Origin of the sequence: Janthinobacterium sp. TB1-E2 (genome assembly GCF_036885605.1) — a bacterium.
GTDB lineage: Bacteria > Pseudomonadota > Gammaproteobacteria > Burkholderiales > Burkholderiaceae_D > Janthinobacterium > Janthinobacterium aestuarii.
Map to the genome: position 1 here is coordinate 867,677 of NZ_CP142523.1, position 25,171 is coordinate 892,847.

The following is a 25,171-nucleotide window of genomic DNA, read 5'->3' on the forward strand; positions in this document are numbered from 1 at the left end:
GCCAATGAAACAATCATTGCAGCTGCGCACTTCGCAGCACCTGGCACTGACGCCGCAGTTGCAGCAATCGATACGCCTGTTGCAATTGTCTACGCTGGAATTGCACCAGGAACTCGAGCAACTGCTGACGGACAATCCCCTGCTCGAGCGCCTCGACGATCCGCTCGACCGTTCGCTGCGCCTGCTGTCCGACGGGGCCTTGAGCTCCACGGCCGCGCCGGCCGAAGCGCCGCCCCAGCCGCCAGGCCAGGAGGCACCCGCGGCGCCGGCCGAAGCGGAAACCTTTGACGGCGAGGCGGGCGAAGGCCCGGCCGCGGCGGATGGCGGCGACAGCGACTGGAGCGAGGCGAGCCGGGGCAAGGCGCCCGACGACGAAGATTCCCGCCCGCAACTCGAGGCCCATCACTGCACCCTGCGCGAACACCTGATGGAGCAGATGCGCGTGACGGTGCTTGAGTTGCGCGACCGTGCGCTGGTCGAGCTGATCATCGACGCGCTCGACGACAATGGCTACCTGGAAGAGTCGCTCGACGACATCCTGGCGCGCCTGCCGGAAGAGCTGGAAATCGACGCCGACGAGATGCGCACGGCCTTGTCGCTGCTGCAAAGTTTCGATCCACCCGGCGTGGGCGCGCGCAATGCATCCGAATGCCTGGCGCTGCAGATCAAGCGCTTGCCGCACATCGCCATGGTGACGCGGCGCATGGCGCTCGTCATCGTGGAAAAGCACCTGGCCTGGTTTGCCCAGCGCGATTTCAACAAGCTGAAAAAAGCCCTCGATTGCGACGATGAAGACTTGCGCGAAGCACAGACGGTGATTCGCCAGTGCAATCCGCATCCGGGCGCCGTATTCGCCTCGGACGTGTCCGATTACGTGGTGCCCGACGTCGTCGTCAAGCGCGCGCGCAATGGCTGGCAAGTGACCCTGAACAACGACGTCATGCCGCGCCTGCGCGTCAACGCCATGTACGCCAACCTGCTCAAGCAGGGCAAGGGCGAGGGCGCCATGGGCGCACAGTTGCAGGAAGCCAAGTGGCTGATCAAGAATATGCGCCAGCGTTTCGACACGATCCTGCGCGTGGCACAGGCAATAGTAGAAAGACAAAAGAACTTTTTCTCGCACGGGGCCGTTGCCATGCGCCCCCTTGTGCTCCGTGAAATAGCTGATACACTGGGTTTACACGAGAGTACTATCTCGCGGGTAACAACTCAAAAGTACATGCTGACCCCGCACGGCATGTTCGAGTTGAAATATTTCTTTGGTAGCCACGTCGCCACCGAAGCGGGGGGCGAAGCGTCATCGACGGCGATACGGGCATTGATCGTGCAACTGACAGGAGCAGAAGACCCTAAAAATCCTTTATCCGACAGTAAGATTGCGGACATGCTGGGGGAACAAGGCATGGTGATTGCGCGACGTACTGTTGCCAAATACCGGGAAGCGTTGAAAATTCCGCCAGTGAGCCTGCGTAAGTGTTTGTAAGTTTTTTTCGGTTCCTCTGCGGGCCGGATAGGATGGACCGCACGAACCCGATCATCTTTAGGAGTGTGTATGAATCTCACCATCAGCGGACATCATCTCGAAGTGACACCAGCCATCCGTGAATACGTACAAACGAAGCTGGAACGCGTGAAACGTCATTTCGATCAAGTTATCGATATCGCCGTGATTCTGACCGTGGATAACCTCAAAGAGAAAGAAAAACGTCAAAAGGCCGAAGTCAACCTGCGTTTAAGTGGCAAAACCGTCTACGTGGAAAGCCTGGCACAAGACCTGTATGCCGCGATCGATGCCCTGATCGACAAGCTCGATAGGCAAGTGATGAAATACAAAACCAAAGTGCAAGGGCACGGTAAAGAGGCGATCAAGCATCTGCCAGACAACTCCGAGGAAGACGCCGTCGTCGCCGTTTAAGGCCACCCGCTTCCAGCAGTTGTGATCAACTAAGGGCGCACATTGCGCCCTTTTTTGCGCCTGGACCTTTTGAACGCAATGTTCCCCGCGCAGGCGCTAGAATGTTTGTACTTTTACTTTTTTCACGCCTGCCATGAGCGACTTCGTCCAGACCTCCATCCGCAACCGCACGGGCCATATCGTGCTCGACCGTCCGAAAGCCTTGAATTCCCTGTCGCTGGAGATGGTGCGCGCCCTGAGCGCTGCCCTGCTGGCCTGGCGCGACGATCCGCAGGTGGACGCCGTCGTGATCCGCTCGAGCAGCGAAAAAGCCCTGTGTGCCGGCGGCGACATCCGTTTCTTCTACGATGCGGGCCTGGCCACGCCGCAAGGCGGCAGCGCCTTGCTGGAAGATTTCTTTACGGAAGAATACGCGTTAAATCATGTGATTCATTTCTATCCGAAACCGTATATCGCCGTGATGGATGGCGTGGTGATGGGCGGCGGCATGGGCGTGGCGCAAGCCGGGCCCGGCAACCGCTTGCGCATCGTCACGGGCCGCACGCGCATGGCCATGCCTGAAGTCAATATTGGTTTGTTTCCCGATGTGGGCGGCAGCTATTTCCTGTCCCGCCTGGCCGGGCAGCTAGGCCTGTACCTGGGCTTGACGGGCTTGACGATCAGCGCGGCCGATGCCCTGTACACGGACCTGGCCGATGTTTACCTGCCCGAGGCGCAGATGGGGGCGCTGCTGGCCCTGTTCGAATCGACGCCGGGCGAGGCCTTGCCGGTCGCCATCAAGGCGCTGGCGGCGCCGTTCCAGGCCGAGGCGGGTATCGCCTCGCTGGCGGCGGCGCGCGTGGCGCTGGACCGCCATTTCGGTGCGGGTTCCGTGGCGGCCATCATGGCCTCGCTGGCGCAGGACGACAGCGCGTTCGCCAGCAAGGCGCTGGCGGCCATGCGCCTGCGCTCGCCCTTGATGATGTCGGTAACTCTGGAATTGCTGCAGCGGGGGGCTCACTTGGGCGTGGCCGATTGTCTGCGTCTGGAGCGCACGGTGGTGCGCCACAATTTCGAGCATGGCGAAGTGATCGAGGGCGTGCGCGCGCTGGTGGTCGACAAGGACAATGCGCCGCGCTGGAATCCATCAAGCCTGGACGAGGTCGACGCGGCCATGGTGGCGCGCTTCTTTGTCCCCGTCTGGCCGGCGTCAGCGCATCCGCTGCGCCACCTGAATTAACTAGCTACGTTCGCGGTGGCGCAGAACCACTCGTTCATTCGGGCCGAAGTATTGCGCCAGTCGTTCCGCCATGTACACGGAGCGGTGCTGGCCGCCCGTGCAACCGAGGGCCACCGTCAGGTAGCTGCGGTTGTCGGACTTGAATGACGGCAGCCATTTCTCGATGAAGGCGCGGATGTCGGCCAGCAGTTCCAGCGCGCTCGGCTGCGCGTCGAGGAAGGCGATCACGGGCGCGTCGCGGCCATCGAGCGGGCGCAGCGCCAGGTCGTAATACGGGTTAGGCAAGGCCCGCACGTCGAAGACGAAATCGGCGTCCAGCGGCACGCCCAGCTTGAAGGCGAACGATTCGAAGAACAGGGTCAGCGGTGCGCGTTCGGAAGCGATCATATCCTTGATCCAGGCACGCAATTTGTTGGCGCTCAGTTCGGACGTGTCGATCACGTGGCCCAGCTGTTCGATGGCCGACAGGCGTTCGCGCTCTTCCGAGATGCACTCGATCAGGGTGCGGCGGCTGGCCGGATTCTGATTCGGACGCAATTCGTGCGACAGCGGATGGCTGCGCCGCGTTTCCGAGAAGCGCGCCACCAGCGAATGCGTGGTGGCCGTCAGGAACATGACCTTGACGTCGTGCCCCTGGTCGCGCAGCAGCGCCACATTGTGCGGCAGGCTGACGAGCGACTCGGCGCTGCGCGCATCGACGGCGACGGCCAGTTGCGGTGTACCTTCGTCGAGCAGGGTTTGCACCAGGCTGGGCAGCAAGGCCGGTGGCAGGTTGTCGACACAATAGTAGCCGGTATCTTCCAGCACATTGAGCGCGACGGATTTACCGGAGCCGGATATTCCGGTGATAAGGACGATATGCATAGCCCGATCATACAATAAAGATCGGCACTCTGCTCCAAGGCAATTATCTTTACAAATTATTGCAATTTGGACTGTGGTATTTCTTTGCTGCACACGTCAACAATCTCGTCGGATTACGCGGCGGCTTCGCCACCGCTAATCCGACCTACGTTGCTAATCGCCACTCATGGCGAGTCGTTGGTGCAGCAGGGAATTCACGCAGCACTGCTGCGTGCCTGCGTAACGGTTCGCCCTTGCAAGGGCGAACTCCTTGGCAACATTAATCGCCACTCATGGCGAGTCGTTGGTGCAGCAGGGAATTCACGCAGCACTGCTGCGTGCCTGCGTAACGGTTCGCCCTTGCAAGGGCGAACTCCTTGGCAACATTAATCGCCACTCATGGCGAGTCGTTGCCGCTCCATGAACTCCTGCAAGGTATCGATGCCGCGCAGTTGCAAAATGGTATTGCGCACGGCCGCTTCCAGCAGCACGGCGATGTTGCGGCCGGCGGCGACGGGGATGACGACCTTGCGCACGGGCAGGCCCAGCACGTCTTCCGTGGGGAACAGGAAAGGCAGGCGCTCGACTTCTTCTTCCAGCGCGTTGCGGCGCACGAGATGCACGATCAGTTTCAAGCGCATCTTGCGGCGCACGGCCGTTTCGCCAAAGATGGCCTTGATGTCGAGTAAGCCCAGGCCCCGCACTTCCAGCAGGTTTTGCAGCAGGGGCGGGCAGCGGCCTTCGATCATGTTCGGCGCGATGCGCGAGAATTCGACGGCGTCGTCGGCCACCAGGCCGTGGCTGCGCGAAATCAGTTCCAGCCCCAGCTCGCTCTTGCCCAGGCCCGAATCGCCGGTGATCAGCACGCCCACGCCCAGCACGTCCATGAACACGCCATGCATGATGATGCGCTGCGCCAATTTTTTGGACAGGTAGACGCGCAGGAAGTCGATCACTTGCGCGGCCGGCAGCGGGGTGGAGAACAGGGGAATGTTTTGCTCGTCGCAGATGGCGAGGATGTCGGGCGGCGTTTCCAGCCCTTGCGCGATGATCAGCGCGGGCGGGCCGCCGGCGATCAGCTCGCCGATCACGTGGGTACGCGTGTTGACCTTCAGGCGCTGGTAGTAATTGATTTCCTGGTGGCCGAAGACCTGGATGCGGCCCGGATGGATCAGGTTCAAGTGGCCCACCTGGTCGGCGGCCGACGAGACGTCGCCCGAGATCAGGCGCTCGCCGCCGGGGAAGCCGGCGAACCAGCCCAGTTGCAGACTTTCACGATTATCGTCGTACAGGCGTTGTATCGTCAGCGGCGTTTGCAACATGGCAGTCTTCTTCAGGAGTGGAGGAATACCTGAAGTTTAACCCGCCGCTTGCAGACTGGGTTGCCAATTGACGATGCGCGAATGCACGGATTTCGGTTCCGGATCCGTGGCCAGCGCCGTACGGAAGGCATCGTCGGAAAACATTTCGGCGATTTCCGACAGGATTTCCAGATGTTGCTGAGTGACATGATCAGGAATCAGCAGGAAAAACAGCAGATTGACGGGCTTGCCATCGGGCGATTCGAACGGAATCGGCTCGGCCAGGCGCACGAAGGCGCCCAGCGGCGATTTCAAGGTTTTACTGCCCTTGACTCTGCCATGCGGCACGGCCACGCCATGGCCCAAACCAGTCGAGCCCAGGCGTTCACGGGCAAACAGATTGTCCGAAACGGTAGAGCGGGCGATGCCGTAATTGTTTTCGAAGATCAGGCCGGCTTGCTCGAAGGCGCGCTTTTTACTGGAGACTTCCAGGTCCAGCAGGACGTTTTCGAGGGATAATATTTTGCTAAGATTAGTCATGACACTCAATGAAATGGTGCAATGCGCAGAGGGCTTGCGAGCCGAATTATAGGCCTGTTTCGGCGGCCTGTAACGCCAATTCTCAACAGTATACGCCCGCTGCGGGCGCAGTGGGCGCTACAGCCCACGTGGCCATCATTTTAGCAAAAAAATAACATCGGCGTGTATCGGCTATTTCTTGATTAAAAACACGGGGCGCACCGGTTTTTCCGCCGCCGAATGCCGATTTTCCGATTTTTCAGCGTCTGTGACATGCTCTGCGGCACTACTGCAACGTTGTTTTAAAACACAGCCAACATTCCTGTTGGCATGGTTGCGTGGTGGTGTTTGGTGTTACTGGCGCGCATTGCGCAGATTGCCCGGCATCGTACCCGTGCTGAAATTGCTGCGCCATGGATTGATATCGAGGCCGCCGCGGCGCGTATAGCGCGCATACACGGACAGTTTTTGCGGCTTGCACTGACGCAAGATATCGACAAAGATGCGCTCCACGCATTGCTCGTGGAATTCATTGTGCTCGCGGAAGCCGATCAGGTAGCGCAACAGGCTTTCCTGGTCGATCTGCGGCCCCGCATATTCGATTTGAACACTGCCCCAGTCGGGCTGACCCGTCACCAGGCAATTTGATTTGAGCAAATGTGAGACGAGTTTTTCTTCCACGGGCGCTTCATTCAGGGCGGCTTTCAGCAGCAGCGGCGAAGGCGTGTATTGCGTGATTTCCAGGTCGAGGCGGTCGAGCAGTACGCCGTCGAATTCTCCCATTTTCAGTTTGCCGAAATCTTCCTGCAAGGTCAGTTCCACTTGCACGGGCGCGCCGAAGCCGTTCGACAAATCCTGCTTGAGCAGGGCCAGCAGCGCTTCGGGGTTGTCCAGCTTGGTCTGGTTGAACGAGTTGAGGTACAGCTTGAACGATTTCGACTCGATGATGTTCGGCGAATCGGCCGGCGCGCTGACCTTGGCGATGGCTACCTGCGGCTTGCCGCGCTGGTTCAGCCACGACAGTTCGTACGCATTCCAGATATCGAGGCCGAAGAAGGGCAAAGTGCCGCGCAGTTCCAGCTCGTCGCGCTTGCCCTGGCGTGGAATCGGAAACAGCAATTCCGGCGCGTAATCGGTGCGGTAGGCGGAGCTTTTGCCCAGGGGAGATTGTTCGGCGAGATCGTTGGTGGTGGTCATGGTCGTGTGGCGTGAATTCAGTCAAGGACGCATGGTAGCCTATTTCACCCCAACGGCAAGGACCGGGGTCAGACCCGACGGGGGAATGCGCCCCGGTGGGACGCATTCCGATCGCGAAGCGACTGACCCTGCTATTACCCGAGGAACAGTTTGTACACAGGATTGCTGCTCTCATCCCAGTAACGGTACCCGAGGGTATCGAGGAAGCGGGCAAATTCGCCCATCTCATCGGGCGGCACTTGCAGGCCGATCAGGATGCGGCCCACGTCGCCGCCCTGGCTGCGATAATGGCACAGGGAAATATTCCAGTTCGGCGCCATGCTGTCGAGGAAACGCATCAGTGCGCCGGGGCGCTCGGGGAATTCGAAGCGGTACAGCAGCTCGTCCTGGGCCAGCCGGCTCTTGCCGCCCACCAAGTGGCGGATGTGCGACTTGGCCAGTTCGTCGTGGGTCAGGTCCAGGGTCTTGAATTCGTGTTCCTCGAAGGTCTTCGCCAGCACGCTCGACTCATGCCGGTCGGCAATTTGGATGCCGACGAATACGTGCGCGGCTTTTTCATCGCTGATGCGGTAATTGAATTCCGTCACGTTGCGCGCGCCGATGAGCGAGCAGAAACGCTTGAAGCTGCCCCGCTGTTCGCGCATGGTGACGGCAAACACGGCTTCGCGGAATTCGCCCAGTTCAGCCCGTTCCGCCACAAAACGCAGCCGGTCGAAATTCATGTTCGCGCCGCTGGCGATGGTGACCAGGGTTTCGTTGTTGACGGGGTGCTTGGTCAGGCTGGCCCGTTCCACATAGGCTTTGGCGCCGGCGATGGCCAGCGCGCCGGACGGCTCCAGAATGCTGCGCGTATCCGTAAACACATCCTTGATGGCGGCGCAGATGGCGTCCGTGTCGACCGTGATGATTTCATCGACATACGCCTGCACGAGACGAAAGGTTTCCTCGCCAGCCAGGCGCACGGCCGTGCCGTCGGCAAACAGGCCCACGTCGTTCAGGGTGACGCGTTCGCCGGCCTTGAGCGAGCGGGCCATGGCGTTCGAATCGACGCTTTGCACGCCGATGATCTTGATGTCGGGGCGAATCTGTTTCACGTAGGCGGCAATGCCGGCGATCAAGCCGCCGCCGCCGATGGGGGCGAAGATGGCGTGGATGGGGCCGGCGTGCTGGCGCAGGATTTCCATGCCGATCGTGCCCTGGCCGGCGATCACGTCCGGGTCGTCGAACGGGTGCACGAAGGTCAGCTTCTGTTCCTTTTCCAGGGTCAGCGCATGGTTGTAGGCATCCGTGTAGGACTCGCCGTGCAGCACCACTTCCACGTTCACGCCGCCGCGTCCTTTGACCGCCTCGACCTTCACCAGCGGCGTGGTGGTCGGCATGACGATGACGGCGCGGCAACCCATGCGTGCGGCGGACAGGGCCACGCCCTGGGCATGGTTGCCGGCCGAGGCGCAAATCACGCCGCGCTTGCGTTCCGCTTCGCTGAGCTTGGACATCTTGTTGTAGGCGCCACGAATCTTGAAGCTGAACACGCTTTGCATGTCTTCGCGCTTGAAGTAAATCTGGTTGTTCAGGCGCTGCGACAGGGCAGGGGCCAGTTCCAGCGGCGTTTCGGTGGCGACGTCATAGACGCGGGCGGTCAGGATTTTCTTGAGGTAGTCGATGTTCATAGTCTGCAAGCAAGTGATTCTGGGCCAGAAAGGGTCTGGAGCGTGTCTGTCGATAGCGGCGGCGCCGCGGCGGATAGCCTGGCGACAATAATGCTCTGTGGAACTGCGGGCGGGTATGCCTTTGCCGGCCGGCGCGATGTGTGCGGCGCCCAGGCTGCTCTTCATTATAATGGAGAGCCTTACTGCATCGCGAAGTGTTCCATGATCGAATCCGCAATCGCCTGGCTGCTGCAGCTGATCGCAGCACCGGAAGTCGGGCTGACATCGGTCTTTCTGATCAGCTTTATTTCCGCCACCTTGCTGCCGCTCGGCTCGGAGCCGGCCGTGTTTGCCGTCATCAAGGCCAATCCCGCGCTGTTCTGGGCCGCCATCGGCGTGGCCACCCTGGGCAATACCCTGGGCGGCATCGTCGACTACTGGCTCGGCTACCGGGCCAAGCAGGCGTTCGCCAAGGAGCGCGACACGCGCTGGTTCCGCTGGCTGGCCCGCTATGGCGCCAAGACCATGCTGCTGGCCTGGCTGCCCCTCGTGGGCGACCCCCTGTGCACTTTGGCTGGCTGGCTCAAGCTGCCGTTCTGGCCCAGCGTTGCCTACATGGCCGTCGGCAAGTGCGCGCGCTACCTGACCATGACGGGCTTGCTGCTGTACGTGCCCGATGGCGTATGGCACCGGATCGGCCAGATGCTGGCCTGAATGGGACTGCCTGCAACGCCAGTTTGCCCCATTTTTGGGCAGGTCGATAGTTTGCAATAGAGTCCGATTCTTGGCATTTTTGCGTCAAAAAATCATGGAAACTGGTTTTTTATTCGCGTAAAAGAAGGCTTTTCCATATTTGCTATGGGGGCGGATGAGGTGCTTAAACCTTGGGCGGCATAAGGCTGTTCCCGCATGGTGCGGCGCAATAAGATAAAATGGCCCTTTAGGGTCCAGTCTATATCGTCACCACACTCCATGAACGCTCCCGCACAAATCCAAGCTTTACTGGCAGAAACGCCGAATGGTCCCGCAGCAAGCCGCCTGCGCGAAATCCCGTATAACTACACGTCGTTTTCCGATCGCGAGATCGTCATACGCCTGTTGGGGGAGGACTCCTGGCGCCTGCTCGACGAGCTGCGCGGCGCCCGCCAGACGGGCCGTTCCGCCCGCATGCTGTACGAGGTGCTGGGCGATATCTGGGTCGTGCGCCGTAATCCGTACCTGCAAGATGACTTGCTGGACAATCCGAAGCGCCGCCAGGGCTTGATCGATGCCTTGCATCACCGCCTGGCCGAAGTCGACAAGCGCCGCCTGTCCATCGATGCGGCCGGCGGCGACGCACTGGCGGCCGGCGAAGCGCCGGAAGTGGCCAAGGCGCGCAGCGCCAATGTGGAGTTGCTGCTGAAGGCGGCCAGCAAGGCAGTGGCCGACTTTGGCGACGAATTCCGCAAGACCTACGACTTGCGCAAGCGCACGGTCAAGGTGCTGGGCCGCTACACGGAAAAACACAATGTGCGCTTCGATGGCATGACGCGCGTGTCGCACGTGACGGACGCCACCGACTGGCGCGTGGAATATCCGTTCGTCGTGCTCACACCCGACACGGAAGAGGAAATGGCCGGCCTCGTCAAAGGCTGTATCGAGCTGGGGCTGACCATCATCCCGCGTGGCGGCGGCACCGGCTACACGGGCGGCGCGATTCCGCTGACGCCGATGTCGGCCGTCATCAACACGGAAAAACTCATCACCCTGGGCGCCGTGGAAATGACGGTCTTGCCGGGATTGAGCCACGAATACGCGACGATCAATTCGGGCGCGGGCGTGATCACGAACAAAGTGTCGGAAGCGGCGGAAAAGGCCGGTTTCGTGTTCGCCGTCGATCCGACCTCGGCCCACGCTTCGTGCATCGGCGGCAACGTCGCCATGAATGCGGGCGGCAAGAAAGCCGTGCTGTGGGGCACGGCGCTGGACAACCTGGCCTCGTGGCGCATGGTCGACCCGAACGGCGACTGGCTCGACGTCACCCGCCTCGACCATAACCTGGGCAAGATCCACGATATCGCGCTGGCACGCTTCCAGCTGGAGTGGCGCCACCCGAGCACGCGCGACGCGACAAAACCGAACGCGCCGTTCAAGACGGAAATTTTGGAAATTCCTGGCCGCAAGTTCCGCAAGGAGGGCCTGGGCAAGGACGTCACCGATAAATTCCTCGCCGGCTTGCCGGGCATCCAGAAAGAGGGCTGCGACGGCTTGATCACGTCGGCGCGCTGGATCTTGCACAAGATGCCGAAATTCGCCCGTACCGTCTGCCTGGAATTCTTCGGCCAGGCGCGCGACGCGATTCCGTCGATCGTGGAAATCAAGGATTACCTGGACGGCTTGCCTGCCAAGGGCGAGCAATACACGAGCATCCGCCTGGCGGGCCTGGAGCATCTGGACGAGCGCTACCTGCGCGCCGTCGGCTACGCCACCAAGTCGAAACGGGGTGTGCTGCCGAAGATGGCCCTGTTTGGCGATATCGTCGGCGACGATGAAAACGCCGTCGCGCAAGCGGCGTCGGAAGTGGTGCGCATCGCCAACACCCGCGTGGGCGAAGGTTTTGTCGCCGTCAGCCCGGAAGCGCGCAAGAAATTCTGGTTAGATCGTGCCCGCACGGCGGCGATCGCCAAGCACACCAATGCGTTCAAGATCAATGAAGACGTCGTGATTCCCCTGAACCGCATGGGCGAATATACGGATGGCATCGAGCGCATCAATATCGAGCTGTCGATCAAGAACAAGCTGCAACTGGCCGACGCCCTGAGCGCGTTCTTTGCCAAGGGTAACTTGCCAATCGGCAAGAGCGACGATGCGTCCGACGACCGCGTCGATGATGCTGAAATGCTGGGCGACCGCGCCGAGCAGGCGCAGCAGTTGCTGGCGCAAGTCACGGCACGCTGGACTTATCTGCTGGCCCAGCTCGACCGTCCGCTGGTCGACGCGAAGGATGAATTGGCCGAACTGGGCATGGAGCGCTTGCTGCCTGTCTTCGAGGCACGCCTGGAAACGCAGCCGAACGCCACCCTGTTCGACGTGGTGCAGGACCGCACCGTGCGCATCACGTGGAAGCAGGAAATCCGCGCCCAGCTGCGCCAGATTTTCAATGGCGCCGCCTTCAAGCTGATCCTCGACGAGGCGACCGCGATTCACGCGCGCATCCTGCGTAGCCGCGTGTTTGTCGCGCTGCACATGCATGCGGGCGACGGCAACGTGCACACGAACTTGCCCGTCAACTCGGACAATTACGAAATGCTGCAAGACGCCCACGAAGCCGTGGGCCGCATCATGATCCTGGCCCGCTCGCTCAATGGCGTCATTTCCGGCGAGCACGGTATCGGCATTACCAAGCTGGAATTTTTGACGGAAGAAGAAATCGGCGACTTCCGCAGCTACAAGCAGCGCATCGATCCGGAAGGCCGTTTCAACAAGGGCAAACTGCTGAACCTGCCAGGCATGGGCGCCGACTTGCGCAATGCCTACACGCCATCGTTCGGCCTGATGGGCCATGAATCCTTGATCATGCAGCAAAGCGATATCGGCGCCATCGCCGACAGCGTCAAGGATTGCTTGCGTTGCGGTAAGTGCAAACCCGTGTGCTCGACCCACGTGCCGCGCGCCAATTTGCTGTACTCGCCACGCGACAAGATCCTGGCGACTTCGTCCCTGATCGAAGCCTTCCTGTACGAAGAGCAGACGCGCCGCGGTATTTCCATCAAGCATTGGGAAGAGTTCGAGGACGTGGCCGACCATTGCACGGTCTGCCATAAATGCGTGACGCCTTGCCCCGTCAACATCGATTTCGGTGACGTCTCGATGAACATGCGCAACTTGCTGCGCAAGATGGACAAGAAGAGCTTCAATCCGGGCACCAAGGCCACGATGATGTTCCTCAACGCCACCGATCCCGTGACCATCAACGCCACGCGCAAGGTCATGATCGGCTGGGGTTACAAGGCGCAGCGCCTGGGCCACGATTTGCTGAAGAAGTTTGCCAAGAAGCAAACCAAGGCGCCGCCGCCATCGACGGGCAAGCCGCCCGTCAAGGCGCAGGTGATCCACTTCATCAACAAGAAAATGCCGGGCAACCTGCCGAAGAAATCGGCGCGCGCGCTGCTCGACATCGAAGACGACAAGGTCATCCCGATCATCCGTAATCCGAAGACGACGACGGCCGATACGGAAGCCGTGTTCTACTTCCCCGGTTGCGGTTCGGAGCGCCTGTTCTCGCAAGTGGGCCTGGCCACGCAAGCGATGCTGTGGGAAGTGGGCGTGCAGACGGTCTTGCCGCCGGGCTACCTGTGTTGCGGTTATCCGCAGCGGGGCGCGGGCGAGTTCGACAAGGCCGAGAAGATGATGACGGACAACCGCGTCCTGTTCCACCGCATGGCCAACACGCTCAATTACCTGGACATCAAGACGGTGCTCGTCTCGTGCGGCACCTGTTATGACCAGCTGGCGACGTACCAGTTCGAGAAGATTTTCCCTGGCTGCCGCATCATGGATATTCATGAGTATCTGCTGGAGAAAAACGTCAAGCTGGAAGGCGTGAACGGCACCCGCTATATGTACCACGAGCCATGCCATAACCCGATGAAGCTGCAGGAATCGGGCAAAACCATCAATTCCCTGATCAGCACGGTAGACAACGTGAAGATCGAGAAGAATGACCGTTGCTGCGGTGAATCGGGTTCCTTGGCCGTCACGCGTCCCGACATTTCCACGCAAGTGCGTTTCCGCAAGGAAGAAGAAATGGTCAAGGGCGCCGACAAGCTGCGCGGCGACGGTTTCACCGGTGACGTGAAAATCCTCACCAGCTGCCCATCGTGCCTGCAAGGCCTGTCGCGCTACAATGACGATTCGGGCACGACGGCCGACTACATCGTCGTCGAGATCGCCAAACACTTGCTGGGAGAGAACTGGATGCCGGATTACGTGAAACGCGCCAATGACGGCGGCATTGAACGGGTGTTGGTGTGACCTGCGATCTGTGCACATTGCTGGACGGCTTTGCCAACAAGCAGGGCTGTGAAGCCTTGCTGTGGCGCAGCGAGCGCCTGTCCGTCGTGGCCGTCGATGACGCCGCCTATCCCGGCTTTTGCCGCGTGATCTGGAACAAGCACGTCAAGGAAATGACGGACTTGACGCCTGGCGAGCGCAATTACGTCATGGAAGTCGTGTGGCAAGTCGAGCTGGCCGTGCGCGATGTGATGCAACCGGAAAAGGTCAACGTGGCCAGTTTCGGCAACATGACGCCGCACGTGCACTGGCACGTGATTCCCCGCTACCGCGACGACGCGCATTTCCCGAACCCGAGCTGGGCTGTCGTACAGCGCGAGACGGCACCCGAGGTGCTGGCCGCGCGCCGCGCCCTGTTGCCGGCCTTGCGCGACGCCATCATTCAACGTTTATCCGCATAAAGTATCGTCATGACTGAAAAAGCAGCAACACCGCAACCGACCGGCTTGACCGTGCACAACCAGTCGCGCGTGCTCGACGTGGCTTTCGACGATGGCAGCGAATTTGCGCTGCCGTTCGAATACCTGCGCGTGTACTCGCCGTCGGCCGAAGTGCAGGGCCATGGCAAGGGCCAGGAAACTTTGCAATTAGGCAAGCGCCTGGTGGGCATCACGGGCATCGAGCCGGTCGGCAACTACGCCGTGCAGCCCACCTTCAGCGATGGCCACAATTCCGGCCTGTACACCTGGGCATACTTGTACAAGCTGGGCGCGGAAAAAGACAGGCTGTGGCAAGCCTACCTGGACCAGTTGGCGGCAGCCGGCTATCCCGGCGACAGCGGCCGCGACGCCAAGGCCGACATGACGGTCAAGCAATCTTCCGGCCACGTCCACGGCCCTAGCTGCGGGCATAAGCATTAAACTGAAAAATAATGCGGTAAGCTTGTCGGATTGCCGCATATCCATTCGTCGTATGAATGCCCGCGCTTGCGGGCATTTTTCTTTTGGAGAAGAGACTATGGAATACATGATCCTGATCTACGCCGACGAGGCGCGCTATGAATCCATGGAAGACGGGCAGATGGCCAGCCTGATGGCCGACTTTGCCAGCTATACGCAGGCGCTGGAGGCGGCAGGCGTGCTGCGCGGGGGCGCCGAACTGGCGCCCGTGGGCAGCGCCACCAGCGTGCGGGTGCGCAATGGCAAGCCCGTCATCACGGATGGGCCGTTCGCGGAAACCAAGGAGCAGCTGGGCGGCTACTATCTGCTAGCCTGCGCCAACCTGGACGAGGCGCTGGCCTGGGCCGGGCGTTGCCCTGCCGCTTCCCTGGGCACCATCGAAGTGCGGCCCGTGACGGCTTGACGATGGCCGGCGACGCCATTGCGGCCGTCGAGCACGTCTTTCGCCAGGAAAGGGGCAGGGTGCTGGCCGGCCTGATGCGGCGTTTCGGCGACCTGGGCCTGGCGGAAGATGTGTTACAGGAAGCGTGCCGCAAGGCGCTGGAACTGTGGCCGCGCACGGGCATCCCCGATAATCCCGCCGCCTGGCTCAGTTCCGTGGCGCGCAATGCGGGCCTCGATCACGTGCGCCGGGCGGGCAAGAGCGTCAGCGATGCCGAGGCCCAGCTAGGCAGCCTGACTGCGGCCGTGGCGGTGGAAGCGCCGCCCATCGAAGACGACCGCCTGCGCCTGCTGTTCATCTGCTGCCATCCCGCGTTGGCGCCCGAGGCGCAGGTGGCGCTGGCCCTGCGCATCTTGTGTGGCCTGTCCACGGGCGAGATCGCGCACGCCTTCGGCGTGGCGGAAGCTGCCCTGTCGCAGCGGCTGTTGCGCGCCAAGCGCAAGATCTCCGAAGCGCGTATCCCGTTCGAGTTGCCGCCGGAACAAGAATTGCAGCCACGGCTGGCGCAGGTGCTGCACGTGATTTACCTGGTGTTCAGCGAAGGCTATTGCGCCAGCGGCGGCGACACCCTGCTGCGCGCGGACCTGTGCGCCGAGGCGCTGCGCCTGGGACGCTTGCTCGACAGTCTGCAGCCGGGCCAGCCCGAAGTGCAGGGGCTATTGGCCCTGATGCTGCTGCAGGCGTCGCGCGGCCCGGCCCGGCTATCGCCTGAAGGCTATCTGCTGACCCTGGAAGAGCAGGACCGGCGCGTGTGGCAGGGGGACTTGATTGCCGAGGGACTGGCCGTGCTGGAACTGGCCTTGCCGGCGCGCGCGCCAGGGCCATATCAGCTGCAGGCGGCGATTGCCGCCTTGCACGCCAAAGCGCCCACGGCCAGCCAGACGGACTGGCGCCAGATCAGCGCCCTGTACGGCGCCTTGCTGCGCCACAAGCCGGAACCCTTGATCTTGCTTAATGCCGTGATCGCCTGCGCCATGGCGCATGGCACTGCACACGGGCTGGCGTGGCTCGATCGCCTGGAAGCCTTGCCCAGCCTGACGCTATCGCATTATCTGCATGCGGCCCGGGCCGACTTGCTGCGCCGCCAGGGCGACCGGCAGGGGGCGCTGGCGGCGTATGCCCGGGCGGCCATGCTGGCGTCGAATGCAGTGGAAAGGCAATACCTTCTCCGGCGTCACGGGGAAATGCGCCTGCCGCTTGTATAATGCTCCCAAGTTCAAACAGACTGCCTACCATGACCAATACGACCCATTTCGGATACAAAACAGTTGCAGAAGACGACAAAGTGCGCGAAGTCGCCAAGGTGTTCCATTCCGTCGCTGCCAAATACGACGTGATGAACGACTTGATGTCGGGCGGGCTGCACCGTCTGTGGAAGACGTTCACCATTGCCAATGCGGGCGTGCGCCCCGGTTTCAAGGTGCTCGACATCGCCGGCGGCACGGGCGACTTGTCGAAGGCGTTTGCCAAGCAGGCGGGCCCTACCGGCGAAGTCTGGCTGACCGATATCAATGAATCGATGTTGCGCGTGGGCCGCGACCGCCTCTTGAATCGCGGCTTGCTCACCCCCACCTTGTTGTGTGACGCGGAAAAACTGCCATTCCCCGATAATTATTTCGACCGTGTCAGCGTGGCCTTTGGCCTGCGCAACATGACGCACAAGGATGTGGCGCTGGCGGAAATGCGCCGCGTACTGAAACCGGGCGGCAAGCTGCTGGTGCTGGAGTTTTCCAAGGTGGCCGCTCCCCTGCAAAAGCCGTACGACCTGTATTCTTTCTCGGTCTTGCCGTGGTTCGGACAGAAAATCGCCGGCGACGCGGAGAGCTACCGCTACCTGGCAGAATCGATCCGCATGCACCCGGACCAGGAAACCCTGAAGACCATGATGGAAACGGCGGGCCTGGAGCGCGTGCAGTACTACAATTTGACGGCAGGCATTGCCGCTTTGCACACCGGTATCAAGATGTAATGCATCAACGTTGGTGATTTTAGGAGATGGAATGAAATTGAAGAAATTTATGGTCGGCATGATGCTGGCCGCGACCACGGTATCCATGCTGGGCGAGGCGCTGGCCCGTCCCATGGGCGGTGGCCGTTCGATAGGTCGTCAGTCGCAAAGCGTGAGCCGCCAGGCGCCGGCCCCGGCGCCGGCACCGGCTGCCACGCCACGCCAGGCGCAACCGGCGCCGGCTCCTGCGCCAGCACCTGCCGCCAAGGCACCGAGCCGCTGGAAGGGCTTGCTGGGCGGCGCCTTGCTCGGTCTGGGTCTGGGCGCGCTGCTGTCGCACTTCGGCCTGGGCGGCGCCCTGGCCAGCATGATCAGCACCTTGCTGATGGTGGCTTTGCTGGCCGGCGTGGTCTTCTTCATCTATCGCATGGTGCGCGGCAAGCGTGCTGGCAACAGCAGCGGCAATGCGCCGTTCGCCGGCTTCGGCAACCAGCCTGCGCCAGCGGGCAACGTGCCTGACATCGGTTCGCGCATTCCACCGCTGCCGCCGCTGCAGCCCGTCTCGTCCGGCGTCGGCCTGGATAAGCCGGACCCGGTCCCGGTGCCGGCTGCCGCGCCATGGGGCGTGCCAAGCGACTTCGACAAGGAAGCCTTCCTGCGCCACGCGAAAAGCAATTTCATTCGCCTGCAAGCGGCCTGGGACAAGGCCGACGTCAACGATATCCGCGAATTCACGTCGCCGGAAGTGTATGCGGAACTGCGCATGCAAATCCAGGAGCGGGGCACGCAGGCAGACTTTACCGATGTCGTCACCATCGATGCCGAGCTGCTGGGCATCGAGACGAGCGTCAACGATTACCTGGCCAGCGTGAAGTTTGTGGGCCTGATCCGTTCGGCGCCGGGCGCCGCGGCGGAACCGTTCGCGGAAGTGTGGAATATGTCGAAACCCGTCAGCGGCAATAGCGGCTGGGTCCTGGCAGGCATCCAGCAATTGAATTAATTGTAAAAACTTGCTGAATAATGGCTTAAGTCCATGCGGAATGCATGATGCTTAACAGATATTGCCTGCTGAACTGGTAAGATCGAAACCGCCCACGTTGTTTTACGGGCGGTTTTTTCTTTTTGGGGGCGCGAAGCGCGCAACATGATGGCACCACTTTCCGACCTTTCCCTGATGACGCCCGTCATCGCGACTATTAACCACTTGCTGGCGCAAGAGCCGTGGGCGCGCCAGCAGCTGGCCGTGCACACCGGCAAGCTGGCCTGCATCGACACGGGCGCCGTGGCCCTGCGTCTGCGCGTCGACAGCGCCGGCATGCTGGAAGCGGCGCCGGCCGACATGCCGGCCAACGTCACCATCCGCGTGAAATTGTCCGACGTGCCGCTGATCCTGCAAAACCGCGAGCGGGCGTTTTCCTACGTCAAGATCGAAGGCGATGCCGAGTTTGCCAATGCGATTTCGCAATTGAGCAAGGGCTTGCGCTGGGAAGCCGAGCACGACCTGGAAAAGGTCGTCGGCCCCATGCTGGCCACGCGCCTCGTTGCCGGCGCGAAGGATGCGGCCGCGTTTGTGCGCACGGGCCAGCAAAAGCTGGCGGAAAACGTGGCCGAATATTTTCTCGACGAACAGCCCATGCTGATCCGTCCTTCTACCCTGCAAGAGTATTCCGCTGGCGTGACGCGCGTGCGCGATGACGTCGAACGCCTGGCCAAGCGCCTTGCCCGGCTGGAAAAGGCGGCCGCCGCCGTCCAGCCGCAGTCTTCCTCACCGGATTTGTCTACATGATATTGAAATTCCTGCGCCTGTTTAAAATCATCCGTGTTTCCATCAAGTACGGTCTGGATGAGATAGCGATTTCTGGTCTGCAAGTTCCCCGCACCGCGAAATTGATCGACACCCTGATTTTCTGGCGCGACCTGTCGTCGCCACGGGGCTTGCGCCTGCGCCTGGCGCTGGAAGAGCTGGGCCCGATTTTCGTCAAATTCGGCCAGGTGCTGTCAACCCGGCGCGACCTGATGCCGCTCGACATCGCCGAAGAACTGGCGCGCCTGCAAGACCGGGTACCACCTTTTGATTCCGACCTGGCCATCGCGCAAATCACCAAGTCGCTGGGTGCCCACCCGGATCAACTGTTTGCCCGCTTCGAGCGCGAGCCGGTGGCGTCCGCCTCGATTGCCCAGGTGCACTTCGCTACCTTGAAAGATGGCCGTGAAGTGGCCGTGAAGGTCTTGCGTCCAGGCATGAAAAAGCTGATCGACGAAGACGTGGCCCTGATGCACATCGCCGCCGACTGGACCAGCCGTTTGTGGGCCGACAGCAAGCGCTTGAAACCGAAAGAGGTGGTGGGCGAGTTCGACAAATACCTGCACGACGAGCTGGACCTGATGCGCGAGGCGGCCAACGCCAGCCAGCTGCGCCGCAATTTCGCCAACTCGGACTTGCTGCTGGTGCCGGAAATGCACTGGGATTATTGTTCCAGCAGCGTCATCGTCATGGAGCGCATGGTCGGCATTCCCGTGTCGCAGACGGAGCGCCTGGTGGCGGCCGGTGTGGATTTGCGCAAACTGTCCAGCGATGGCGTAGAGATTTTCTTCACGCAAGTATTCCGCGACGGCTTTTTCCATGCGGACATGCACCCGGGCAATATTCTCGTGTCGATCGCGCCGGAATCGTTCGGCCGCTACATCGCGCTCGATTTCGGCATCGTCGGTACCTTGAACGACTACGACAAGGATTATTTGTCGCAAAACTTCCTTGCCTTCTTCCGCCGCGACTACAAGCGCGTGGCCGAGGCGCACATCGAATCGGGCTGGGCGCCGAAAGACACGCGCGTCGATGAGCTGGAAGCGGCCGTGCGCGCCTGCTGCGAGCCGATCTTCGACCGTCCGCTGAAAGATATTTCTTTTGGACAAGTCTTGCTGCGCCTGTTCCAGACCTCGCGCCGCTTCAACGTGGAAGTGCAGCCGCAACTGGTGCTGCTGCAAAAGACCCTGCTCAATATCGAAGGCCTGGGCCGCCAGCTGGACCCGGAACTGGATCTGTGGCAAACGGCCAAGCCCTACCTGGAAAAATGGATGAGCAACCAGGTGGGGCCGCAAGGCTTCATGGAGCGCCTGCGTGCCGAGGCGCCCCGTTATGCGCACATCTTCCCGCAACTGCCGCGCTTGCTTCACCAGGCCTTGACCGTGCATGGCGAGCCGCGCGAAAACGATGTGGAACTGATGAAAACCTTGCTTGCAGAACAACGCCAGACGAACCGCTTGCTGAGCTTTATCGTGTACTTCGTGGGCGCCTTCGCCCTCGGCGCGCTGGGCTTGCAAGTGTTCATGCGCTGGCATCAACTGCCGTTTTAAAGGCTGAGGACGTAAGTGATGGCTGACTTCCAAACCCGCGATCCGCTCTCGCCCGCCTTCTGGGACGAGCGTTTCGAAAAGCAATTTACGCCCTGGGACCACGGCGGCGTGCCCACGCGCCTGCGCAGCTTCGTCGCTGGCAGCCCGGCGCCGCTGCGCTGCCTGATCCCCGGCTGCGGCTCGGCCTATGAGCTGGTCTTCATGCTCGATCACGGCTGGGATGCCACGGCCATCGACTTTTCGCCAGCCGCCGTGGCCGCCGCGCGCGCCGTCGTCGGCGAGCGGGCAGGGCAGGTGGTGGAGGCCGATTTCTTTGCCTGGCAGCCCGCAGCGCCGCTGGACCTGATCTATGAGCGGGCTTTTTTGTGCGCTATGCCGCGCGCCATGTGGCCGCAGGTGGCGGCCCGCTGGGCGCAGCTGCTGGCGCCGGGCGCCATGCTGGCCGGTTACTTTTTCTTTGACGACAATGTCAAGGGACCGCCGTTCGGTATTTCACGGGAGAAACTGCAGGAATTGCTGGCGCCGCATTTCGACTGCCTGGCCGACGAAGCCGTCGACGATTCCATTGCCGTCTTCGCCGGCAAGGAGCGCTGGATGAGCTGGCGCCGCCGGGCGGACTGAGGCGGACCGGTCAATTTCCGTTGAGGGTAAAGGAAAAGCTTTATAATTCAGGGTTTTTGATGATTTTCTCGGAGTAGAGATGCCGATTTACGCTTACCGTTGTGACGAGTGTGGTTTTGCCAAGGATGTCTTGCAAAAGATCTCCGATCCAGTACTGACGGTGTGCCTGTCGTGCGGCAAGCCCAGTTTCAAGAAACAATTGACGGCCGCCGGTTTCCAATTGAAGGGCACCGGCTGGTACGCGACCGATTTCCGCGGCGGCACGGCGCCCACCACGGCCATTCCGACGGGCCCGGCCGATAACGCCAAGCCTGCCCTGGCCGCCGACAGCGCGCCTGCTGCTGCGCCTGCGCCCGCCCCGGCTGCAACCGCGCCGAAAGCGGACTGAGAGCGCGCCGCGCCGATACGATCCATTACCGAGAAACTGATGCGTAAATACTTTATTACCGGATTACTGATTTTGGTGCCCCTGGCCATTACGGCCTGGGTCCTGAATCTGGTGATCAGCACGATGGACCAGTCGCTGTTGCTGGTGCCCGGCAGTACGCAGCCCAGCGTCTGGTTCGGCCACAAGGTTCCCGCGCTGAGCACCATTCCCGGCCTGGGCACGGTATTGACGGTACTGATCGTGTTCTTCACGGGCTTGCTGACGAATAACCTGGTCGGCAATTACGTGGTGAAGCTGTGGGAAAAATTGCTGCAACGCATACCCATCGTCAATTCCCTGTATTCGAGCGTCAAGCAAGTGTCGGATACCCTGTTTTCCCCGTCGGGCAATGCGTTCCGCAAGGCCGTGCTGGTGCCGTATCCGCACCAGAACTCCTGGACCATCGCTTTCCTGACGGGCGTGCCGGGCGGCGATGCGGCGAACCACCTGGTGGGCGACTTTGTCAGCGTGTATGTGCCGACGACGCCGAACCCGACATCGGGCTTTTTCCTGATGATGAAGCGCAGCGATGTCGTCGAACTCGACATGAGCGTCGATGCGGCGCTCAAATATATCGTCTCGATGGGCGTGGTGGCGCCTGCGGAAGTTGTTGCTGTACCGGCCCCGGCAGCCAAAGAATAAAGGCAGGCGTCCCACGTGGGACGTGGCCGGATTGAACACTCACTAACCTGAACTGAGAATTTTATGTCTATGCGTACTGAATACTGCGGCCTCGTTACCGAAGCCATGCTGGGACAAACCGTCAGCCTGTGCGGCTGGGTACATCGCCGCCGCGACCACGGCAGCCTGATCTTCATCGACTTGCGCGACCGTGAAGGCCTGGTGCAAATCGTCTGCAACCCGGAACAAGCGGAAATGTTCAAGGTCGCCGAAGCCGTGCGCAACGAATTCTGCCTGCGCGTGACGGGCGTCGTGACCAACCGTATCGAAGGCACGATCAACAACAACCTGAAGTCCGGCAAGATCGAAGTGGTCTGCTCGGAGCTGGAAGTGCTGAACCCTTCCGTGCCCGTGCCGTTCCAGCTGGACGACGACAACCTGTCGGAAACGACGCGTCTGACGCACCGCGTGCTGGACCTACGCCGCCCGCAAATGCAGAACAACCTGCGCCTGCGCTACAAGGTGACGATGGAAGTGCGCAAGTACCTCGACGCGCTGGGCTTCATCGACATCGAAACGCCGATGCTGACCAAGTCGACGCCAGAAGGCGCGCGCGATTACCTGGTGCCGTCGCGCGTCAACGCGGGCAGCTTCTTCGCCTTGCCGCAATCGCCACAGTTGTTCAAGCAACTGTTGATGGTCGCTAACTTCGACCGTTACTACCAGATCACCAAGTGCTTCCGCGACGAAGACTTGCGCGCTGACCGCCAGCCTGAATTCACGCAGATCGATTGCGAAACCTCGTTCCTGACGGAACAGGAAATCCGCGACCTGTTCGAAGACATGATCCGCGTCGTCTTCAAGAACACCCTGGACATCGACCTGCCGAACCCGTTCCCGGTGATGGATTTCGCCGAAGCGATGGGCCTGTACGGTTCCGACAAGCCGGACATGCGCGTCAAGCTGGCCTTCACGGATTTGACCGAAGTCATGAAGTCGGTCGAATTCAAGGTCTTCAACGGCGCCGCCAACATGAAAGGCGGCCGCGTGGTTGCCCTGCGCGTACCGCAAGGCGGCAGCATGCCCCGTTCGGAAATCGACGCCTACACCCAATTCGTCGCCATCTACGGCGCCAAGGGCCTCGCTTACATCAAGGTCAACGAGAAAGCCAAGGGTCCTGAAGGCTTGCAGTCGCCGATCGTCAAGTTCCTGCCTGCCGACGTGCTGGCCACGATCCTCGAGCAGACGGGCGCGCAAGACGGCGACCTGATCTTCTTCGGCGCCGACAAGGCCAAGGTCGTCAACGACGCCATCGGCGCGCTGCGCGTGAAAATCGGTCACAGCGAGTTCGGCAAGAAAGCCGGCCTGTTCGAAGACGTGTGGAAGCCATTGTGGGTGGTCGACTTCCCGATGTTCGAGCACGACGAAGAAGCGGATCGCTGGACGGCAACCCACCATCCATTCACGGCGCCAAAAGATGGCCATGAAGACATGCTGGAAAGCGATCCGGGCGCCTGCATCGCCAAGGCCTACGACATGGTCTTGAACGGCTGGGAACTGGGCGGCGGTTCGATCCGTATCCACCGCGAAGAAGTGCAGTCGAAAGTATTCCGCGCACTGAAGATCGATGCCGAAGAAGCGCAGCTGAAGTTCGGCTTCCTGCTCGACGCCCTGCAATACGGCGCGCCACCGCATGGCGGCCTGGCATTCGGCCTGGACCGTATCGTGACCATGATGACTGGGTCCGAATCGATCCGCGACGTGATCGCCTTCCCGAAAACCCAGCGTGCGCAAGACTTGCTGACCCATGCGCCGTCGGAAGTGGACGAGAAGCAACTGCGCGAACTGCACATCCGTTTGCGCAGCGCCGAGCCAAAAGTAGTGTAATGAAGCATGCGGCTGCCCCGGCGGCCGCTGTTTGATCCACTATGCAAAAAAAGGCGCTGTCGTGGCGCCTTTTTCATTGTTGATATGACTCATAAAATCCCTGTTTCCGTGCTGGTCGTCATTCATACGGCTGACCTTGACGTCTTGCTCATCGAACGCGCGGGCCAGCCCGGTTTCTGGCAATCGGTGACGGGTTCCGTCGATGCCGTCGACGAACCGCTGCTGCAGACGGCCGCGCGCGAACTGTTCGAGGAAACCGGAATCGTTGCCGATGGACACGATATCGTGCTGCGCGACTGGAAATTGTCGAATGTGTACGAGATCTATCCGATCTGGCGCCACCGCTATGCGCCCGGCGTGACGCGCAACACGGAGCACGTGTTCAGCGTGCAAGTGCCGCGCGACATCGCCATCACCCTGAGCCCGCGCGAACACTTGCAATATGCGTGGCTGCCGTACTTGGCGGCGGCCGACCGCTGTTTCTCGTCGTCCAACGCGGAAGCGATTCTGCAATTGCCGGCCATGACGGGCCTGGCGCGTCCCACCTGATTTTCCTAGAAAGCATTCCATGTTGAACTGGTTACATTTGACTGCGCAGCAAAAACTGCTGGGCACCCTGGGCATCGTTTTTTGCCTGTGCTTTATCTTTCTGCTGTTCAGTTCCACCGTGCCCGGCCGTACGCCACCGATCGGCATGCCGCTGATGGCGATCGGCTGGCTGCTGCACCCGGGCGCGTTTGCCAAGGGCAAGCGCACCGTGGCCTGGCGCGGTGCACCGTTGCTGGTCAAGATCGTCTGGGCGGCCGGCATCACGGCGCTGCTCGTCAGCGTGACGGCGGGCGTGGGACGCATGCTGGCCTGAACACGCGATAGCGAACGATTACCCGGCAACATTTTGATATGAATAACAACGTCAGCGATGACGAGAGGATGGCATGCTGAATTGGTCTCAACTTTCTTTACGGCAGCGCATGATCAGTGTGCTATTCCTGTCCTGGGTGTTGGGCAGCCTGTATGCCGTCTGTTTCCCGGAGCAGCCGCATGCCAGTTTTCCGCAGGCGGGCTTGCCCTTGTTGATGCTGGGATTTTTGCTGCATCCGCGTTTCTTCGCTGGCGGACGCGGACCGTTCAGCTGGAGCAGCGCGCCCAGTTTGATAAAGGGCTTGTGGGTGACAGGCGCCATCGTCGGCAGCATCAGTGCCGCTAGTAGTCTGCTGCTGTCGGCTGCAGGCAAATAAAGCTGCCGTAGGTGCGCACGCGCACCTACGCTGGCGCCG

Annotated in this window: 25 protein-coding genes; 20 read left to right on the top strand and 5 right to left on the bottom strand. The window is 61.1% G+C overall.

All coding sequences use genetic code 11. The features are described from left to right. The first annotated feature begins 4 nt into the window (after positions 1 to 4). The 3 genes from OPV09_RS03890 to OPV09_RS03900 all read left to right on the top strand — a co-directional run bounded on the left by OPV09_RS03890 (position 5) and on the right by OPV09_RS03900 (position 3,134). A complete protein-coding gene (locus OPV09_RS03890) occupies positions 5 to 1,483 on the top strand; it encodes an RNA polymerase factor sigma-54 (protein ID WP_034753328.1) in 1,479 nt (492 codons plus the stop codon). Between the two features lie 69 nt (positions 1,484 to 1,552). Continuing rightward, on the top strand, positions 1,553 to 1,915 hold the full coding sequence (hpf, locus tag OPV09_RS03895) for a ribosome hibernation-promoting factor, HPF/YfiA family (protein WP_034753331.1): 363 nt from the start codon (positions 1,553 to 1,555) through the stop codon (positions 1,913 to 1,915). 133 nt (positions 1,916 to 2,048) lie between these two features. After that, positions 2,049 to 3,134 carry an enoyl-CoA hydratase/isomerase family protein gene (locus OPV09_RS03900; protein WP_072457687.1) on the top strand — a complete coding sequence of 362 codons (1,086 nt, stop codon included), beginning with the start codon at positions 2,049 to 2,051 and terminating at the stop codon, positions 3,132 to 3,134. On the opposite strand, the gene rapZ is transcribed toward OPV09_RS03900, so the two are convergent. The 5 genes from rapZ to ilvA form a co-directional block, all read right to left on the bottom strand. Continuing rightward, positions 3,135 to 3,998, bottom strand: a complete 864-nt coding sequence (gene rapZ, locus OPV09_RS03905) for an RNase adapter RapZ (RefSeq protein WP_034753336.1) — start codon at positions 3,996 to 3,998, stop codon at positions 3,135 to 3,137. Positions 3,999 to 4,363: 365 nt separating this feature from the next. Beyond that, entirely contained in the window at positions 4,364 to 5,299 is a 936-nt protein-coding gene (hprK, locus tag OPV09_RS03910) for an HPr(Ser) kinase/phosphatase (protein ID WP_034753337.1), read from the bottom strand. A gap of 36 nt (positions 5,300 to 5,335) precedes the next feature. Next, a complete protein-coding gene (locus OPV09_RS03915; protein ID WP_034753339.1) occupies positions 5,336 to 5,818 on the bottom strand; it encodes a PTS sugar transporter subunit IIA in 483 nt (160 codons plus the stop codon). A gap of 333 nt (positions 5,819 to 6,151) precedes the next feature. Beyond that, the gene (gene queF / locus OPV09_RS03920) at positions 6,152 to 6,994 is read right to left on the bottom strand and encodes an NADPH-dependent 7-cyano-7-deazaguanine reductase QueF (RefSeq protein ID WP_072457768.1); all 843 of its coding nucleotides are present in this window, start codon (positions 6,992 to 6,994) and stop codon (positions 6,152 to 6,154) included. A gap of 134 nt (positions 6,995 to 7,128) precedes the next feature. Beyond that, the gene (gene ilvA, locus OPV09_RS03925; protein WP_034753344.1) at positions 7,129 to 8,664 is read right to left on the bottom strand and encodes a threonine ammonia-lyase, biosynthetic; all 1,536 of its coding nucleotides are present in this window, start codon (positions 8,662 to 8,664) and stop codon (positions 7,129 to 7,131) included. 201 nt (positions 8,665 to 8,865) lie between these two features. On the opposite strand from ilvA, the gene OPV09_RS03930 reads away from it, so the two are divergent. From OPV09_RS03930 to OPV09_RS04010, 17 genes are all read left to right on the top strand, one after another. Continuing rightward, complete coding sequence (locus OPV09_RS03930) at positions 8,866 to 9,357, top strand: YqaA family protein (RefSeq protein WP_034753347.1); 492 nt, start codon at positions 8,866 to 8,868, stop codon at positions 9,355 to 9,357. Positions 9,358 to 9,615: 258 nt separating this feature from the next. Beyond that, positions 9,616 to 13,656: a DUF3683 domain-containing protein gene (locus tag OPV09_RS03935; protein WP_072457766.1), complete on the top strand. Its 4,041-nt coding sequence runs from the start codon at positions 9,616 to 9,618 to the stop codon at positions 13,654 to 13,656. Next, positions 13,653 to 14,096: an HIT family protein gene (locus OPV09_RS03940; protein WP_072457764.1), complete on the top strand. Its 444-nt coding sequence runs from the start codon at positions 13,653 to 13,655 to the stop codon at positions 14,094 to 14,096. The genes OPV09_RS03935 and OPV09_RS03940 overlap by 4 nt, the downstream gene beginning before the upstream one ends. Before the next feature lie 9 nt (positions 14,097 to 14,105). Beyond that, complete coding sequence (locus OPV09_RS03945; RefSeq protein ID WP_072457762.1) at positions 14,106 to 14,555, top strand: gamma-butyrobetaine hydroxylase-like domain-containing protein; 450 nt, start codon at positions 14,106 to 14,108, stop codon at positions 14,553 to 14,555. A gap of 97 nt (positions 14,556 to 14,652) precedes the next feature. Continuing rightward, complete coding sequence (locus OPV09_RS03950) at positions 14,653 to 14,997, top strand: YciI family protein (protein WP_072457760.1); 345 nt, start codon at positions 14,653 to 14,655, stop codon at positions 14,995 to 14,997. A 2-nt stretch (positions 14,998 to 14,999) separates the two neighbouring features. Beyond that, complete coding sequence (locus OPV09_RS03955) at positions 15,000 to 16,241, top strand: RNA polymerase sigma factor (protein ID WP_072457758.1); 1,242 nt, start codon at positions 15,000 to 15,002, stop codon at positions 16,239 to 16,241. A gap of 29 nt (positions 16,242 to 16,270) precedes the next feature. After that, positions 16,271 to 17,005 (top strand): bifunctional demethylmenaquinone methyltransferase/2-methoxy-6-polyprenyl-1,4-benzoquinol methylase UbiE, encoded by a 735-nt coding sequence (gene ubiE, locus OPV09_RS03960; RefSeq protein ID WP_034753359.1) that lies wholly within the window; start codon positions 16,271 to 16,273, stop codon positions 17,003 to 17,005. A 31-nt stretch (positions 17,006 to 17,036) separates the two neighbouring features. After that, positions 17,037 to 17,984 carry a Tim44-like domain-containing protein gene (locus tag OPV09_RS03965; RefSeq protein WP_338680611.1) on the top strand — a complete coding sequence of 316 codons (948 nt, stop codon included), beginning with the start codon at positions 17,037 to 17,039 and terminating at the stop codon, positions 17,982 to 17,984. Between the two features lie 147 nt (positions 17,985 to 18,131). Further along, on the top strand, positions 18,132 to 18,770 hold the full coding sequence (locus OPV09_RS03970; protein ID WP_072457770.1) for a ubiquinone biosynthesis accessory factor UbiJ: 639 nt from the start codon (positions 18,132 to 18,134) through the stop codon (positions 18,768 to 18,770). Then, the gene (gene ubiB, locus OPV09_RS03975; protein ID WP_034753364.1) at positions 18,767 to 20,338 is read left to right on the top strand and encodes a ubiquinone biosynthesis regulatory protein kinase UbiB; all 1,572 of its coding nucleotides are present in this window, start codon (positions 18,767 to 18,769) and stop codon (positions 20,336 to 20,338) included. The genes OPV09_RS03970 and ubiB overlap by 4 nt, the downstream gene beginning before the upstream one ends. A gap of 18 nt (positions 20,339 to 20,356) precedes the next feature. Next, entirely contained in the window at positions 20,357 to 20,959 is a 603-nt protein-coding gene (locus OPV09_RS03980) for a methyltransferase (protein WP_338680613.1), read from the top strand. 79 nt (positions 20,960 to 21,038) lie between these two features. Then, complete coding sequence (locus OPV09_RS03985; protein WP_338680614.1) at positions 21,039 to 21,347, top strand: FmdB family zinc ribbon protein; 309 nt, start codon at positions 21,039 to 21,041, stop codon at positions 21,345 to 21,347. 39 nt (positions 21,348 to 21,386) lie between these two features. Beyond that, positions 21,387 to 22,028 (top strand): DUF502 domain-containing protein, encoded by a 642-nt coding sequence (locus OPV09_RS03990; protein WP_034753372.1) that lies wholly within the window; start codon positions 21,387 to 21,389, stop codon positions 22,026 to 22,028. 69 nt (positions 22,029 to 22,097) lie between these two features. Beyond that, positions 22,098 to 23,894, top strand: coding sequence for an aspartate--tRNA ligase (aspS, locus tag OPV09_RS03995; protein WP_035824170.1), 1,797 nt, complete (start codon positions 22,098 to 22,100; stop codon positions 23,892 to 23,894). An 84-nt stretch (positions 23,895 to 23,978) separates the two neighbouring features. Further along, positions 23,979 to 24,443, top strand: a complete 465-nt coding sequence (gene nudB, locus OPV09_RS04000) for a dihydroneopterin triphosphate diphosphatase (protein WP_070305350.1) — start codon at positions 23,979 to 23,981, stop codon at positions 24,441 to 24,443. A gap of 19 nt (positions 24,444 to 24,462) precedes the next feature. Beyond that, positions 24,463 to 24,756 carry a hypothetical protein gene (locus OPV09_RS04005; RefSeq protein ID WP_072457749.1) on the top strand — a complete coding sequence of 98 codons (294 nt, stop codon included), beginning with the start codon at positions 24,463 to 24,465 and terminating at the stop codon, positions 24,754 to 24,756. 109 nt (positions 24,757 to 24,865) lie between these two features. Beyond that, complete coding sequence (locus OPV09_RS04010; protein WP_070305354.1) at positions 24,866 to 25,132, top strand: hypothetical protein; 267 nt, start codon at positions 24,866 to 24,868, stop codon at positions 25,130 to 25,132. Positions 25,133 to 25,171 lie beyond the last annotated feature (39 nt).

Bases quoted from the DNA above. Each gene is read 5' to 3' on its own strand.
- OPV09_RS03945 (WP_072457762.1), top strand. From the start codon at position 14,106: ATGACTGAAAAAGCAGCAACACCGCAACCGACCGGCTTGACCGTGCAC.
- ubiE (WP_034753359.1), top strand. From the start codon at position 16,271: ATGACCAATACGACCCATTTCGGATACAAAACAGTTGCAGAAGACGAC.
- OPV09_RS03985 (WP_338680614.1), top strand. From the start codon at position 21,039: ATGCCGATTTACGCTTACCGTTGTGACGAGTGTGGTTTTGCCAAGGAT.
- OPV09_RS03915 (WP_034753339.1), bottom strand. From the start codon at position 5,818: ATGACTAATCTTAGCAAAATATTATCCCTCGAAAACGTCCTGCTGGAC.
- OPV09_RS03890 (WP_034753328.1), top strand. From the start codon at position 5: ATGAAACAATCATTGCAGCTGCGCACTTCGCAGCACCTGGCACTGACG.
- OPV09_RS03965 (WP_338680611.1), top strand. From the start codon at position 17,037: ATGAAATTGAAGAAATTTATGGTCGGCATGATGCTGGCCGCGACCACG.
- rapZ (WP_034753336.1), bottom strand. From the start codon at position 3,998: ATGCATATCGTCCTTATCACCGGAATATCCGGCTCCGGTAAATCCGTC.
- hprK (WP_034753337.1), bottom strand. From the start codon at position 5,299: ATGTTGCAAACGCCGCTGACGATACAACGCCTGTACGACGATAATCGT.
- nudB (WP_070305350.1), top strand. From the start codon at position 23,979: ATGACTCATAAAATCCCTGTTTCCGTGCTGGTCGTCATTCATACGGCT.
- OPV09_RS03980 (WP_338680613.1), top strand. From the start codon at position 20,357: ATGGCTGACTTCCAAACCCGCGATCCGCTCTCGCCCGCCTTCTGGGAC.
- OPV09_RS03935 (WP_072457766.1), top strand. From the start codon at position 9,616: ATGAACGCTCCCGCACAAATCCAAGCTTTACTGGCAGAAACGCCGAAT.
- OPV09_RS03930 (WP_034753347.1), top strand. From the start codon at position 8,866: ATGATCGAATCCGCAATCGCCTGGCTGCTGCAGCTGATCGCAGCACCG.
- hpf (WP_034753331.1), top strand. From the start codon at position 1,553: ATGAATCTCACCATCAGCGGACATCATCTCGAAGTGACACCAGCCATC.
- OPV09_RS03950 (WP_072457760.1), top strand. From the start codon at position 14,653: ATGGAATACATGATCCTGATCTACGCCGACGAGGCGCGCTATGAATCC.
- OPV09_RS03970 (WP_072457770.1), top strand. From the start codon at position 18,132: ATGGCACCACTTTCCGACCTTTCCCTGATGACGCCCGTCATCGCGACT.
- OPV09_RS04005 (WP_072457749.1), top strand. From the start codon at position 24,463: ATGTTGAACTGGTTACATTTGACTGCGCAGCAAAAACTGCTGGGCACC.
- queF (WP_072457768.1), bottom strand. From the start codon at position 6,994: ATGACCACCACCAACGATCTCGCCGAACAATCTCCCCTGGGCAAAAGC.
- OPV09_RS03990 (WP_034753372.1), top strand. From the start codon at position 21,387: ATGCGTAAATACTTTATTACCGGATTACTGATTTTGGTGCCCCTGGCC.
- OPV09_RS03900 (WP_072457687.1), top strand. From the start codon at position 2,049: ATGAGCGACTTCGTCCAGACCTCCATCCGCAACCGCACGGGCCATATC.
- OPV09_RS03955 (WP_072457758.1), top strand. From the start codon at position 15,000: ATGGCCGGCGACGCCATTGCGGCCGTCGAGCACGTCTTTCGCCAGGAA.
- ubiB (WP_034753364.1), top strand. From the start codon at position 18,767: ATGATATTGAAATTCCTGCGCCTGTTTAAAATCATCCGTGTTTCCATC.
- ilvA (WP_034753344.1), bottom strand. From the start codon at position 8,664: ATGAACATCGACTACCTCAAGAAAATCCTGACCGCCCGCGTCTATGAC.
- aspS (WP_035824170.1), top strand. From the start codon at position 22,098: ATGCGTACTGAATACTGCGGCCTCGTTACCGAAGCCATGCTGGGACAA.
- OPV09_RS04010 (WP_070305354.1), top strand. From the start codon at position 24,866: ATGATCAGTGTGCTATTCCTGTCCTGGGTGTTGGGCAGCCTGTATGCC.